The sequence below is a fragment of the Streptomyces sp. NPDC021093 genome (genome assembly GCF_044333135.1).
In the GTDB taxonomy this organism is placed as follows: domain Bacteria; phylum Actinomycetota; class Actinomycetes; order Streptomycetales; family Streptomycetaceae; genus Streptomyces.
The window spans coordinates 709,897-723,796 of record NZ_JBIRQJ010000003.1 but is presented as its reverse complement, the minus strand read 5'-3'; the positions used below and the strand labels follow the sequence as shown (position 1 = coordinate 723,796).

The window sequence follows — 13,900 nt, the reverse complement described above, 5'->3', positions numbered from 1 at the left end:
CCGTGTTCCGCTTTCCGGGCCATGATGTGCGTGCAGCACGCTGCACCGGACATCCGCACCACGGCAGCCACTCAAGGGGTCCTCCGCGATGCGCACTTTGAAGGTCCGCCTCGTCGACCTGCTCGGCAATCCTCGCGGCACCTACCGGCTGACGGTCATTCCACTCCTGGGCACGTCCACCGTGAGCATGGACTCCGGAGCGAGCTACAGCGACGTACTCCTGGACACCGGGGAGAGTCGCGCGGAGGAGGACATGCAGATCCGCATACAGTCCACCGCACCTCCCGCAACGGTCATAGGCCGGGGAATCGTCCACGTACGCTGGGCCGGGGAAGACACTCCGCGCGCACATACGAGCGGGGACTTCCCGCCGCACCTCGAAGTGATCGAGGACGCGCCTGCTGCCCTCAGCATCCGCGTCCGGCGCGAGAGTTGAACATGCTCGCCACAACCGGATTACGGCTCCCGATGGCCTGTCGGCCAGCCGGTGGACCGGCCATCATCGACCCATGACATTGGCCGCACGCGCCATGGCACAACTGAGGGACTGGCCGGACCTTTCCGAGGCCGGACCAAGCTGCGGAACCGGACAAGGCATGGGTTCCGTGCGGGGCGAGCTGCTCCACTTCCACTCCGGCCAGGACGCCGATCTGCGACTGACCGTCGGGGTCGTACGACGCCTTGCGGAAGACCTGGCGGCGTCGCCGGCCGTCCGGGTGGTGCCCGGATCCCCGTGGGTGACGCTTCACCTCGAAAGCGACGCGGACATCGATCTCCTCATCATGCTGGTCAGCGTCGCCCTTCAAGCCGATCAGACGTGGCCCCTCCTCGGGGAAACCCGCCAGGACCGTTGCAACAACGCCCGCATCCAATGCCTGTGAAGGAGTAGCGGCCCCTCGAAGGCGGCGCCGCCTGCCCTGGAACTGGGAACACCATGTGAGCCGCCAGCAACCCCAGGTGCTGGGCAAAGTCGCGCCGAATCCTGGCGCGAAGGATCGATCCACGCCGTCCGCCAACTATTCGTGAGTGCACGGGAGTTGCTCGCATGGAAACCTCATGCAATGCTTTCCAAGCACTTGCAGCAAGTTCTTGCGCGACGTTGCGATATGGCAAGGCTCCTCCAACCTTGGCGCGAGTCGCTCCAAGGCCGGACTCCTCCCTGAAGAGAAGGAAGAGTTCATGTCGTTCCTGGCAAAGACCAAGCAGCAGCTCGCACTGGCCGCCGCCGTAGGCACCCTCGCCGCAACAGCGGGCGTCGCGGCAACCGCCACCCCCGCCGCCGCAGCCGCAGCCACCACGGACGCCAACTTCGCTGGCGTCTTCATCTACGCCAACCCGAACTACTCCATCCCCGTGTACCCCAGCGGTGCACCTGTGACGGTCGGTGAGCTCACCGGATCGGGCAAGGACTCCACCTCCTCCATCGGTAACAGCACAAACCTCTCCATGTGCTTCTACGAGCACAAGAACTACGGCGGCCTCGAATTCCGGATCGGCCCCGGCGAGTGGTGGGCCACCATCCCCAACTGGATCAACGACAAGATCTCGTCCTACCGCCCCTGCTGACCGCGGACCCCCGCGGAGCACACGCACTCCGGCCGCATCGCCGCCACGGGATGCGGCCTCTCGGCGTGGGCGCGCCGGGCCGCAGGCCAAGGTCGCCGCACACGTCACCGGGGCCGCGCTCAGCCGGGACAGCGGGTCCTGGTGGTGCGGCCCAACCGCGGGGTTGGGCGACGAGCTTCTCACCCACCTGCACTGCCGACCGCGCCAGCAGGCCCAGGATTCATCGCCCCATACCCGATGACATTGAGTGACATCACTAGGATGAGTGACATGGGTAGATGGACGCCGGGCGCAGCGGGACGACTGTCGCGGGCCGCGCTTGAGCTGTTTGAGAAGCGTGGCTTCGAGGACACCATGGTCGCCGAGATCGCCGAGCGGGCCGGTCTGACGAAGCGGACGTTCTTCCGATACTTCCCCGACAAGCGCGAGGTGCTGTTCCCACTCTCGGCCCGGATTCACGAGGTGATCGTCGAGGCCATGGCCGCCGCACCGGCCGACCTCTCGCCGCTCGCCGTCACCCTGGAGGGGTACGGCGCCGCTGTGGACTTGGTGAACACGGGTCATGCGCACGCCCGGCGTCGGCGAGCGGTCATCGTGGCCAACCCGGAGCTTCGGGAACGCGAGCAGGCCAAGTTCGCCGCGACCAGCGCGGCTGTGACGGAGGCTTTGTGCGAGCGCGGTGTCGCACCGCGGACTGCCTTCCTGACCGCCGCGGCGGGTGCCGCCGCATGGAGGGCCGCGCGCGAATGCTGGATCGAGGGTCCGGAGACACAGGACCTGCACGCCCTGCTGCGTGAATCCGTCGAGGAGCTCAGGGCCGCGGTCGCGGCCCCGCTCGCGTCCTAAGACACAGCTACCGCCACGCCCTTCTTGCCGCTGTCGACATCCATGACACCTGGTGTCATCACTGTTACGATGACACCAGGTGTCATCACTTGCCACGCGTTCGACCGGGAGGGTGCATCACGCATGCCGGAAACGTTCGACGAGACAACCACGCTCACACGACGAACCTTCGTCGCGGGATCCACAGCGGCGGCCGGTCTGCCCCTGCTGACCCCGTTTCACCTGCCCACACCCGCGTCGGAACCGGTGCCGGTGCCGGCAGACCGGCTCTCCACCGTCCGCCTGACGGTCAACGGCGAGCAGCGCACCGCCCAGGTCGACAACCGCACCTCGCTCCTCGACCTCCTCCGTGAGCACCTGGACCTCCCCGGTACGAAGAAAGGCTGCGACCAGGGAGCCTGCGGTGCCTGCACGGTGCTCGTGGACGACCGGAGGGTGAACGCCTGCCTGACCCTCGCCGTGATGCACCAGGGCGCGCGCGTCACCACGATCGAGGGGCTCGCCAAGGGCGAACAACTGCACCCGCTGCAACAGGCGTTCATCGACCACGACGGCCTTCAGTGCGGCTACTGCACGCCGGGGCAGATCGTGTCGGGCGTCGCCTGCATCGCCGAGGGCCACACCCGCTCCCGGGAAGAGATCCGCGAGTGGATGAGCGGCAACCTGTGCCGGTGCGGGGCGTACACGAACATCGTCGCCGCCATCGAGCAGACCGCCAAGGAGGCATGACCGCGTGCATCCCTTCGCCTTCAGCCGAGCCACCACCGTCACCGCCGCACTCAACGCCGGTGCCCGCGACGGCCGTTACATCGCCGGCGGGACCACACTGGTCGACCTCATGCGGGAGACCGTCGAGCGCCCCGCGCACGTGGTCGACATCAACGGACTGCCGTACAAGGACATCACCGTCACCCGACAGGGGCTGCACGTCGGTTCCCTGGTCCGGATGAGCGAGCTCGCCGCACATCCGCAGGTACGCGCCACCTACCCCGTCCTCTCGCAGGCCCTCGAACTCGGCGCCTCGGCCCAGCTGCGCAACATGGCCTCCATCGGGGGCAACATCATGCAGCGGCCCCGCTGTCCGTACTTCCGGGACGTCCACTCCGCGTGCAACCGTCGCGACCCGGGCTCGGGTTGTGATGCCCGCGCGGGTGACAACCGCATGCAGGCGATTCTCGGGACGAGCACCCACTGCGTGGCAACTCATCCGTCCGACCTGGCAGTTGCTCTGGTGGCGCTGGACGCCGTGATCCAGGTACGGAGCCTCGACGGCACCCGCTCCATCCCGGTCCAGGACTTTTTCCTCCGCCCCAAAGACACGCCCCAGAACGAGCACTCGCTCCGGCCGGGCGAACTCATCACCTCCCTATCCGTCCCCGCGGGGGCGCACACGCGCCGGTCGGGCTATCTGAAGGTCCGCGACAGGCAGTCGTACGAGTTCGCCCTCGCGTCCGCAGCGGTGGCGCTGGACATCAGGGGCGGCGTGGTGCGGGATGCCAGGGTGGCCGTCGGCGGTGTGGCGACCGTGCCGTGGCGGCTGCCCAAGGTGGAAAAGGCACTCCGCGGCAAGCGGCCGGAGCGCCGGACGTGGGCGGATGCCGCGGCCCTCGCGGCCGAGGGCGCCGTACCGCTGTCCGAGAACGCCTTCAAGGTGCAGCTGGTCGAACGGACCGTACGCCGTCAACTCATGACGATCGGAGGACAGTGATGGCGAAGACCGTCGTCGGGCAGCGGCTCTCCCGTGTCGACGCCCGCCTCAAGGTGACCGGCGCGGCCACCTACTCGGCCGAGCACCGCGTCGAAGGCCTGCTGTACGGCGTGATCGTCAACAGCACGGTGGCCCGTGGCACGGTGCGCCGGATCTCGGTGGACGCGGCGCTCGGCCACCCGGGCGTCCTGCGCGTCCTGACCGACTTCAGCAAGCTGCGGCTGGCCCACCCGGTCGATCGAATCGCCTTCTACGGCCAGCCCCTCGCGGTCGTCGTCGCAAAGACCCTGGAGGCGGCGACCCATGGCGCCTCGCTGGTCGAAGCGACGTACGAACGGCAGGACGCGGTCACCGACTTCGACGATCCAAAAGCCCCTTCGCAGACGCCCGAGGACGAGCCCGACTACAGCCGCGGCGACCCCGCGGGCGCGCTGGGTTCGGCGCAGGTGAAGGTGGACCTGGAACTCACCAGCGCCCGGGAGAACCACAACCCCATCGAACTGCCCTCGACCATCGCCCGCTGGCAGGGCGGACGGCTGACGCTCTGGGACAAGACCCAGTGGTCACAGGGCGCCGCGCGCAACGTGGCCGGCGCGCTCGGCATCCCCGTCGGCAACGTGCGCGTGCACAACAAGTTCGTGGGCGGAGGGTTCGGCAGCGGAATCCAGACCTACGACCATGTCATCCTGGCCGCGTTCGCCGCGCGCGAGGTCGGCAAGCCCGTCAAGGTAGTGCTGACAAGGCGTCAGTTCTATTACGGCACCGGGTTCCGGCCCGCCAGCCGCCACCGGATGACCCTCGGCAGCAGTACGGCGGGGCGCCTCAGCGCGCTCGTCTACGAGGTCCGTATCGAGAACGCCCGCTACCGGACCTACACGGACGGTCTGACCGACCTGCCGAAGTTCCTCTACGGCGTCCCCCACACCCGTACCGCCTACCGGGTCACGCCCGTCGACGTCCACTCCCCGGCCTCCATGCGAGGGCCCGGCGTGGCACTCGGCAACTTCGCCCTGGAAACCGCGATGGACCAGCTCGCACACGAACTTGCCCTGGACCCCATTGAGTTGCGGCTGCGCAACGAGCCGACCCGGGACGAGGTCTCCCGACTCCCCTTCTCCACACGGAAGTTGCGCGAGTGCTACAACACCGGCGCACGTCGCTTCGGCTGGTCCCGCAGGCACGCCAAGCCGGGCTCGCGCACAGACGGCGACCTGCTCATCGGCATGGGAATGGCCACCGCCAGCTACCACAACAACCGACGCGACTCCAGCGCACGAGCCCGGATCAACGCCGACGGCACCGCCGAAGTCTTCGCGGCCACCGCAGACATGGGCCCCGGCACCACCACCTCCGTCATGCAGGTCGCCGCGGACGCCCTCGGGCTGCCCGCCTCTGCGGTCACCTTCAGGCTGGGCGACTCCAGCTACCCCACCGCACCCCTGCACGCGGCAGCCTGCACCATGGCGAGCGTGGGCTCGGCCGCGCACACCACCTGCAACGCGCTGAAGGCAGAGTTCATCCGCAGGGCGGTGGCGGACCCCGACTCGCCTCTCCACGGTGCAAACCCGGCGAATGTGCGCGCCCGCGACGGCCATCTGTCGGCCGCCGACGGAGGAGCCCGGGACAGCTACCGGAACATCCTGCGCCGCGCCGGACTGCCCAGCCTCGAAACCACCGGCACCTGGGGTCCCGGCGACACCGATTCAAAGATCTCCACCTACGGCTACGGAGCCGTCTTCGCCGAGGTCTCCGTCGATCCCCTCCTCGGTCTCGTCCGCGTGCGGCGGATCTTCGCGGCGTACGACGTGGGGCGGGTCATCAGCCCCAAACTCGCCCACAGCCAGGCCATCGGCGGCATGGTCGGCGGTATCGGAATGGCCCTCCTCGAAGGCACCGTCACCGACCACCGTAACGGCCGCATCGTCAACGCGAGCCTCGCCGACTACCTCGTGCCGGTGAACGCGGACGTCCCCGACCTCGACGCCGCCTTCATCAACACCGAGGACCCGCAGGCCGATCCGATCGGTGTGAAGGGACTCGGTGAGATCACCATCGTCGGGGTGGCGCCCGCCATCGGCAACGCGGTGTTCAACGCGACGGGCAAACGCCTGACGGACCTGCCGATCCATCCTGAAGCACTGCTTTGACGTACATGTACGGCCTCGCGGCGCGGTGGCGCGAGCGGCATCGGGACGGGTCGCTCGCGCACAAGTTCCGCAGTACCCACGCGGATCATTGGGTACGTTCCACGGTCTCCCCGAGCCGACGCGCTACGCGACGGACGAGTACGCGATCGTGCTGCGCGGGATGACACACCCCGCGTGAGAGGCTCCAGCCCGATGGCGACCACAGGTGGACAGAGTCCGAACCGAAGTCCGTCGAAACCGAGCTGGGCACCAGCGTCCGGCCTGCTTCGACACCAACCTGCACCCCTCGTCATGCGACCTGTCCACTCGGTGCCAAGTCAATGGGTGTGAACCCCTCCAACCCGGCCTCCCCGGATCTCGCCAACGCCCTGAAGGAGACCGCCGTGCTGGACATCGCCGACGAGCTCGACCGGTGGGTGCGGCAGGGACGTGAGTTCGCCGTCGCCACGGTCGTGGCCACGAACGGAAGCTCACCCCGGCAGCCCGGTGCCGCCCTCGCCGTCGACAGTGACGGCACGGCCATCGGGTCGGTCTCCGGCGGATGCGTGGAGGGTGCGGTCTACGACCTGTGCAGGCAGGCCCTGGACGACGGCCGGACCGTCCTCGAACGCTTCGGCTACTGCGACGACGACGCATTCGCCGTCGGCCTGACCTGCGGCGGCGTCATCGACATCCTGATCACACCGGTACGGGGCGGCTCACCGGCCCGCAGGGTCCTCGCCGCCGCGTACGCCGCAGCCGCACAGGGGTCGCCAGCGGCACTGGTCCGCGTCACCGAAGGGCCGCCCGAACTGCTCGGCCGCGCCCTCCTGGTACACCCCGACGACACGTACGAGGGCGGCCTCGGCGGTCACCCAGACCTGGACCGGACGGCAGCCGCCGAGGCCCGTGCCCTGCTCGGCGCCGGCCGGACCGGCGACGTCGTCATCGGCGAGGACCGTTCGCGCTGTGGACAGCCGCTGACGCTCCTCATCGAAACCAGCGTCCCCGCACCCCGCATGATCGTCTTCGGTGCGATCGACTTCGCCGCGGCGCTCGTGAGGGCCGGGAAGTTCCTCGGCCACCACGTGACGGTGTGCGACGCCCGCTCGGTCTTCGCGACGAAGGAACGCTTCCCCGAGGCGGACGAGGTCGTCGTCGACTGGCCGCACCGCTACCTGGAATCGACGCGACTCGACTCCCGGACGGTGCTCTGCGTCCTGACCCACGACGCCAAGTTCGACGTACCCCTGCTGGTGAGGGCGCTGAAGCAGCCCGTGGCGTACGTCGGCGCGATGGGTTCGCGCCGTACCCACCTGGAACGCAACGAGCGCCTGCGGGAAGCCGGCGTCACCGAACTGGAACTGGCCCGCCTGCACTCGCCCATCGGACTCGACCTGGGCGCACGGACGCCGGAGGAGACGGCGCTGTCGATCGCGGCGGAGATCGTAGCTGTCCGGCACGGCGGCTCCGGGGCACCGCTGGCCGGAGCCCACACACCGATCCACCACGACGGGGCGCGGAGACCTGTCCGAAGGTTCGTCGAGGTCACCCAGGACACGTCCGACGGGTAGCTGGGGCAGTGGCCCGTATCCGCCGACCGCGACCAGGAGCACCCCGGCGAGCAGCGCGCAGCGCCCCGCCCACGTGGCTGTGCCCGAACGTGACACCGCTCCCCGTCCCGAACCGGCTCCGACGACGGACCAGCCGGGCGACGTCATGGAGACCATCACCCGGCTGTCCGTCCAGCGACCCCCCTCAGAGCCGCGACCCGGGATTTCCCCCGTCGCAAAACGTCCGGGTGAGGTTTCCGTCGCAGCGTCCGGGCCCCCGCACCCTGGCTCTGCTCGGTGCCAGCGGTGATCGTCACTCGCCCTCCAGCCTCGTACCCAGGCCGTTCGTACGATCCCGTGTGATCACCAGCATCGGACGCTTGTGCGCGGTCATCGGCTGCGTTGACGACCTCCTGATGGTGTACGGGCCCCGCTTGACGTCATCCTGACGACGCCGGGAACTGCCAGGTCAGCGAGGTGACCGGCAGGATCGGGACCGTGGCGGGCGCAGCCCGGGTCAGCCGCCCCGTACGACCTCCGGGTGGGCGAGAGCCGGCCCGGCCTGGTCGGCGAGCGTCACCGCGACGAGCCTCGCCTGGAGCGTGGTGGCCGTCCCCGGCGAGGTCCTCAGCATGAACCTGCCGCAGTAGCGGTTGCCGAAGGCGCGCAGTTCGATCTCCTCCTGCGGCCAGCCGTGCCACTCCACGTCCCACGTGCGGGCGCCGACGACGAGGTCGCCGCTCTGCTCGATCCGGGGCGGGCGTCCGAGGAGGGTCCCGTGGCCGACCACGGCGTCGGCGGACTTCGCGGACTGCGTCAACTGTGCGGTGTCGTGGATGCGGGCAAGATGATCGGCATCCGTGATGGCCACGACCTTCAACCGGCGCGCCCGCGCCGCCAGTTGGGAGACGACGAGGCCCACCACCAGCAGCAGCACCGCAGCCGTCACGTCGCCCCGACTGTCCACGGCGAAGCGCTCGTACGGCCGGGTCAGGAAGAAGCCGAACCAGAGCGCGGACGAGAGGGCCGCGAGACCGCCCGCAAGCCGGTGGCCGTTGGCGGCGACCGCGACGACGACCACGAGGATCAGTGCCATGTTGGCAGACGCCATACCGGCGCGAAACGGGATCGGGAGCGCGGCGGCCCCGAGCGGCGCAGCCAGGGCCGCGACCACCGCGATCCTGTCCCGCAGGGGAAAACCGATGCCCGAAGTCCCGAAGCGGCGGGACTCAGGGCGCCGGGCGGACAACGCGGAGAGCGAGAAACCGGACATGAGCACCTCCTGCGCCCCGCTTCCCACGATGCCCCTCCCGAGCGGGAGACGGAAGCCTCGCCAGGTTCGATGCGGGACGGCGAGGGCGTACGGTCCGCCGAATGATGCGCCACCCGGCGCTCCCTCGCTTCCGCGGCACCGGACGCGCAGGGCCGCCCCGGCCGTCACCGAGAAGGCCGGGGCGTGTTGCCGGAAGTACCGCACCTGGAGGAACGCATCGTCCCCGACAGATCACTTCACGGACGAGCCTGGTGGGCGCGGCCCGGCCGGACCTCTCTTCGTCCCCCTCCGGCCGGGCTCCGCCAGCTGCCCCGCCCGGTTCTTCCGTACCCCACCCGGTGTACGTACGGCAGTCGGATTCACCTCGGAGGAGCGGCTCACCGTCACCCTGGGCGCAGGCCGGCCCTGGATCAGGCTCTCCGAGCCCGCCCTGCGCGCACTCACCGCGCCGCTGGGCGTCCACTACGTCACTGTCGACCCGCAGTCGGCCACCCCTGCCCTCTCAGCCTCACGGCCGAATCCGAGGACGGCGCCTTCATACGGGCCCGTAGCCGCGGACAGCTCTGCCGTACGGCCCATCCCCGAGGACAGCTGGCGTGACGGGGACCCGCAGCCTGCCGGCGTCCTTCGAGTCACCTGTGGCGCCGCGGTCCTCTCCTGCGTGAAGCTCCTGACCGGCTGAAAGCCAGACGTCCCGATGTCCGGCCAACGATCCAACTCGCTTATTAACCGGTCCTGTTGACGCATACGTGGCGAACCTCACCGTTGCGGTCGCCGAGAGCCGCGGCAGGACGCGGGCCGACACCCTTCGCCCGCCACCGCCGCCGTCCTGGCACTTCTCAACTTTCGACCCGTCCTCTCGCTCGGGCCCCTAATCGACGGCCTCCACCAGCGATGACAGTTCCATGTGCCGTCGCCCGGTTCCGGGAAGCGGCACATGCCTTCTTTCCGGCCATAACCGATCAAAATCCTCCACCATGACGCCACCATGGCACCACGACACCTCATCACGCCTTGTCATGGCGCCAACTTAGTGCCATCGTGATGCCACACGGGCACGACGGCTCGGGCCTCCCTTCCTGGATCACCGCAACGTCCCGCGCCCATCGACGCCCGACGGCCGTCGGGCCGTGGAGACGCGCACGGATGAACGCCTGCGCGGCCTCCCCTCACACCCGCCCCACCCGACAGGAGACTGACTTCGTCATGGCTACGTTCCTCTACAAACTCGGCCGCCTGGCCTTCAGGCGGCGAGGCCTGATGGTGCTGCTGTGGGTGCTGATCCTGGGCGGAGCGGGCTTCGCCGCCTCCACTGCCCCTGCCCCTCCGACCGACACGTTCTCGATGCCGGGCACGGAATCGCAGAAGGCCTTCGACCTGTTGCGCGACAGGTTCCCCGCAGCCGGAACCGACGGTGCGAGCGCCCGTGTGGTGATCCGTGCGCCCCAGGGCCAGAAGATCACCGGCCCCGCGACGAAGGCCAAGGTCGACGCTCTCGTCGCCGACCTGTCCAAAGCTTCCGGAGTCACCGCGGCCACCGATCCGTACCTTCTGAAGACCCTCAGCAAGGACCGCACAACCGCCTACTCCATCGCCACCTACAAGGTCGCCGCACTCGAACTGACCGAGGTGCAGCACGACGCGCTCGCACGGACGCTGGCCAAGGCCCGCGGCGAGGGGCTGACAGTCGAGGCGGGTGGTGACGCCATCAAGGTGGACGCCGCGATGGGCGGTGCCGAGGGCATCGGCGTCCTCGTCTCCGCGATCGTCCTGCTGATCACCTTCGGTTCCCTGATCGCCGCCGGAATGCCGCTGCTCACCGCCCTCATCGGGGTGGGCGTGGGCATCAGTGCCATCACCGCGCTCGGCAGCACTCTCGGTCTGTCCTCGACCACTTCGACGCTGGCGATGATGATCGGCCTCGCCGTCGGCATCGACTACGCCCTGTTCATCATTTCCCGCTACCGCTCGGAGATCGCGGAGGGCCGCGAGCGCCAGGAGGCCGCGGGCCGCGCCGTCGGCACCGCGGGATCCGCCGTCGTCTTCGCGGGTCTCACGGTCATCATCGCGCTGGCCGGACTCGCGGTGGTGAACATCTCGATGCTCACCAAGATGGGCATGGCCGCCGCCGGCACGGTCGCCGTCGCCGTCCTCATCGCGATCACCCTGGTCCCGGCGCTGCTCGGCTTCGCCCCTGTCAAGGTGCTGCGCCGCAGGGACCGCAAGGCTCTCCGGGGCAAGCCGCTCTCGGCACGTCAACGGCGCAGGGCCGCCAAGGAGGCGGCGCGGCAGAAGCCCAACCTCGGTGCCCGCTGGGCGGGTTACGTCCTGCGCCACCCGGCAGCCGTCCTGGTCGTCGGCGTCCTGGGCCTGGGTGCGATCGCCGTGCCCGCCGCCTCGCTGGAACTGGGGCTGCCGGGCGAGGGCACGATGGCGCGGGAGACCTCTCAGCGCAAGGCGTACGACATGCTCTCGGAGTCCTTCGGCCCCGGGTTCAACGGGCCGCTGACGGTCACCGTCAGTGCCGGTGACGCGAAGAAGGCGGCGGACGCGGTGGGCAAGTCCCTCGCCGGGAGGAGCGACGTCGTCTCGGTCTCCCCTGCAGCCGCCAGCACGGCGAACGACACCGCGATCCTCAATCTCGTTCCCGCGACCGGCCCCACCGACGTCAGGACCGAGGACCTCGTCCGCTCCCTTCGCGACAGCGCGAGCGGCATCGCCACCGGCGCCGGCGCCACCGAGATCCTCGTGACCGGCCAGACCGCCATGTTCATCGACTTCTCCCAGACCCTCGACGACGCGCTGCTGCCCTATCTCGCGCTGGTGGTGGGCCTAGCGTTCCTGCTTCTGATGGTCGTCTTCCGCTCGGTCCTCGTCCCGCTGAAGGCGGCCCTCGGCTTCCTGCTCTCGGTGAGTGCCGCGCTCGGGGCCGTGGTGGCGGTCTTCCAATGGGGCTGGCTGGCGGACGTGTTCGGCATCCAGCAGCCCGGCCCGGTGATGAGCACCGTGCCCATCCTCATGATCGGGGTCGTCTTCGGGCTCGCCATGGACTACGAGGTGTTCCTCGTGAGCCGCATGCGGGAGGCCCACGTCCACGGCGCCCGGCCGGGTGAGGCTGTCGTCACCGGATTCCGGTACGGCGGGCGGGTGGTCAGCGCGGCCGCAATCATCATGATCAGTGTGTTCTCCGGCTTCGTCACGGAGCACAACGACCTGATCAAAATGATCGGCTTCGCCCTCGCGGTGGCCGTCCTCTTCGACGCCTTCGTCGTACGGATGGCCCTCGTACCTGCCCTGTTCGCCCTGCTCGGCAAGTCCGCCTGGTGGATGCCGAAGTGGCTGGACCGGCTGCTCCCCAACCTCGACGTCGAGGGCGAGAACCTGCCCACCCCCGCGCCCGCACGTCACCACTCTCCTCAGCACGAACAGCCGCGCCCGTACGCGGACTTCGCGAACCGCTGATACCGATCAACAACAGCGCCCCCTTTCGCACACACCAACGGACTCGCGCACGCCACGAAACGGAGTACGACCATGTCCGAACCCGCCGCCGCACCGCTCGAACTGACCCACTCCCACATCGACGACGTCTCCCACGGTCACGCCCCGCTGATGCGCGTGACGCTGCCTCTGACGCAGACCCCGGTCTGGCTGGCCACCCGGTACGACGTGGTCAAGGAGGCGCTCGGCGACAGCCGGTTCGTCCGCGACCCGGCGAAGATCCCGGGAACTCAGGGCGGCGGAGTGGGCGCGGAGATGCTCGACGAGGCGGGACTGCCACCGGAGTACCGGCAGTACCTGGAGATCCTGGTCATGGTCGACGGCCCCGAGCACACCCGGTTGCGGACGCATGTGATTCGCGCCTTCGCACCCCGCCGCATCGCCGCGCTCCGCCCCCGGATCGACAGGCTCACCCAGGACCTCACCGCCGAACTCGCCGCGAAGGACAGCGATTTCGACCTCCTGCACTCCTTCACCTACCCCCTGGTGACGAACGTCATCTGCGAGATCATCGGAGTCGACGAGGCAGACAGGCCGCAACTGAGCGGCTGGATACGGGACTACGAGTCGGGCGAGCCCGACCGCTTCCTCCCCGGCATCGGCCACCTCGCCGCGTACATCAGCGGTCTCCTCGACCGCCGCGCCGCCGAACCTGCCGAGGACCTGGCCTCCGACCTGCTGCGCTCCAACGCGGAAGCGGCGCAGGAGCAGCAGCTCAGCCGGCAGGAGATGATCGCCCTCGTCTTCCTCCTGATCAACACGGGGATCGCCCCGTCGGCCTTCTTCCTCGCCGACGGAGTCCTGGCCCTCCTCGACCACCCCGAGGAGCTGGCCCGGCTGCGCGCCCAGCCCGAGCTGCTCCCGCGCGCCGTACAGGAACTGCTCCGTTACGTCTCAGCCGTCCACGTCGGCGCCACCCTCTACGCCACCGAGGACCTGGAACTCGGCGGAGTCCTCGTCCGCAAGGGCGAAGGCGTGACCGCCGGGCTTCTCTCCGCCGACCGCGACCCGGGCACCTTCGACGACGCCGGACGGCTCGACCTCTCCCGCGAGGCGGCGCGCGGCGCCGGGCACATCGCGTACGGGCACGGTGCGCACCGCTGCATCGGCGCCGCGCTCGCCAACCTCCAGACCGAGATCGTCCTCGACCACCTGCTGCTCCAGCGTGACACCCTCGCCCTGGCCATCGAGCGGAACGCGGTCGAGCGCATCGGGTTCGCCGGTGAAGGCACCTTCCCGCTCCGGCTGCCGGTCCGATTCTGAGGAGGGTTCGCCGCAGCTGATCCGCCTCGGCGGCGGCTGCGGCGGTATGCCGGTCGCTCGACTC

Annotated in this window: 12 protein-coding genes; 11 read left to right on the top strand and 1 reads right to left on the bottom strand. The window is 69.4% G+C overall.

All coding sequences use genetic code 11. From position 1 onward, the window contains the following. Window positions 1-88 precede the first annotated feature (88 nt). The 8 genes from ACH4SP_RS11960 to ACH4SP_RS11925 all read left to right on the top strand — a co-directional run bounded on the left by ACH4SP_RS11960 (window position 89) and on the right by ACH4SP_RS11925 (window position 7,820). Window positions 89-436 carry a hypothetical protein gene (locus ACH4SP_RS11960; protein WP_398413319.1) on the top strand — a complete coding sequence of 116 codons (348 nt, stop codon included), beginning with the start codon at window positions 89-91 and terminating at the stop codon, window positions 434-436. A 73-nt stretch (window positions 437-509) separates the two neighbouring features. Beyond that, a complete protein-coding gene (locus ACH4SP_RS11955; RefSeq protein ID WP_398413317.1) occupies window positions 510-881 on the top strand; it encodes a luciferase family protein in 372 nt (123 codons plus the stop codon). A gap of 298 nt (window positions 882-1,179) precedes the next feature. Then, entirely contained in the window at window positions 1,180-1,566 is a 387-nt protein-coding gene (locus ACH4SP_RS11950; RefSeq protein ID WP_398413315.1) for a hypothetical protein, read from the top strand. Window positions 1,567-1,836: 270 nt separating this feature from the next. Beyond that, window positions 1,837-2,412 carry a TetR family transcriptional regulator gene (locus ACH4SP_RS11945; protein ID WP_398413313.1) on the top strand — a complete coding sequence of 192 codons (576 nt, stop codon included), beginning with the start codon at window positions 1,837-1,839 and terminating at the stop codon, window positions 2,410-2,412. 123 nt (window positions 2,413-2,535) lie between these two features. Beyond that, window positions 2,536-3,141 carry a (2Fe-2S)-binding protein gene (locus ACH4SP_RS11940; protein ID WP_398413310.1) on the top strand — a complete coding sequence of 202 codons (606 nt, stop codon included), beginning with the start codon at window positions 2,536-2,538 and terminating at the stop codon, window positions 3,139-3,141. Between the two features lie 4 nt (window positions 3,142-3,145). Further along, window positions 3,146-4,120, top strand: coding sequence for an FAD binding domain-containing protein (locus tag ACH4SP_RS11935; RefSeq protein ID WP_398413308.1), 975 nt, complete (start codon window positions 3,146-3,148; stop codon window positions 4,118-4,120). Next, window positions 4,120-6,267: a xanthine dehydrogenase family protein molybdopterin-binding subunit gene (locus ACH4SP_RS11930; protein ID WP_398413306.1), complete on the top strand. Its 2,148-nt coding sequence runs from the start codon at window positions 4,120-4,122 to the stop codon at window positions 6,265-6,267. The genes ACH4SP_RS11935 and ACH4SP_RS11930 overlap by 1 nt, the downstream gene beginning before the upstream one ends. A gap of 383 nt (window positions 6,268-6,650) precedes the next feature. Next, entirely contained in the window at window positions 6,651-7,820 is a 1,170-nt protein-coding gene (locus ACH4SP_RS11925; RefSeq protein WP_398413546.1) for an XdhC family protein, read from the top strand. Window positions 7,821-8,316: 496 nt separating this feature from the next. Here ACH4SP_RS11925 and ACH4SP_RS11920 read toward each other — a convergent pair whose 3' ends face one another. Then, entirely contained in the window at window positions 8,317-9,072 is a 756-nt protein-coding gene (locus ACH4SP_RS11920; RefSeq protein ID WP_398413304.1) for a DUF4118 domain-containing protein, read from the bottom strand. On the opposite strand from ACH4SP_RS11920, the gene ACH4SP_RS11915 reads away from it, so the two are divergent. The 3 genes from ACH4SP_RS11915 to ACH4SP_RS11905 all read left to right on the top strand — a co-directional run bounded on the left by ACH4SP_RS11915 (window position 9,002) and on the right by ACH4SP_RS11905 (window position 13,836). Then, on the top strand, window positions 9,002-9,754 hold the full coding sequence (locus tag ACH4SP_RS11915; RefSeq protein ID WP_398413302.1) for an SAV_915 family protein: 753 nt from the start codon (window positions 9,002-9,004) through the stop codon (window positions 9,752-9,754). The two genes, ACH4SP_RS11920 and ACH4SP_RS11915, sit on opposite strands and share 71 nt — an antisense overlap. Before the next feature lie 524 nt (window positions 9,755-10,278). Next, window positions 10,279-12,534 carry an MMPL family transporter gene (locus ACH4SP_RS11910; protein WP_398413300.1) on the top strand — a complete coding sequence of 752 codons (2,256 nt, stop codon included), beginning with the start codon at window positions 10,279-10,281 and terminating at the stop codon, window positions 12,532-12,534. Between the two features lie 72 nt (window positions 12,535-12,606). Further along, window positions 12,607-13,836, top strand: a complete 1,230-nt coding sequence (locus tag ACH4SP_RS11905) for a cytochrome P450 (RefSeq protein ID WP_398413298.1) — start codon at window positions 12,607-12,609, stop codon at window positions 13,834-13,836. Window positions 13,837-13,900: the final 64 nt, after the last annotated feature.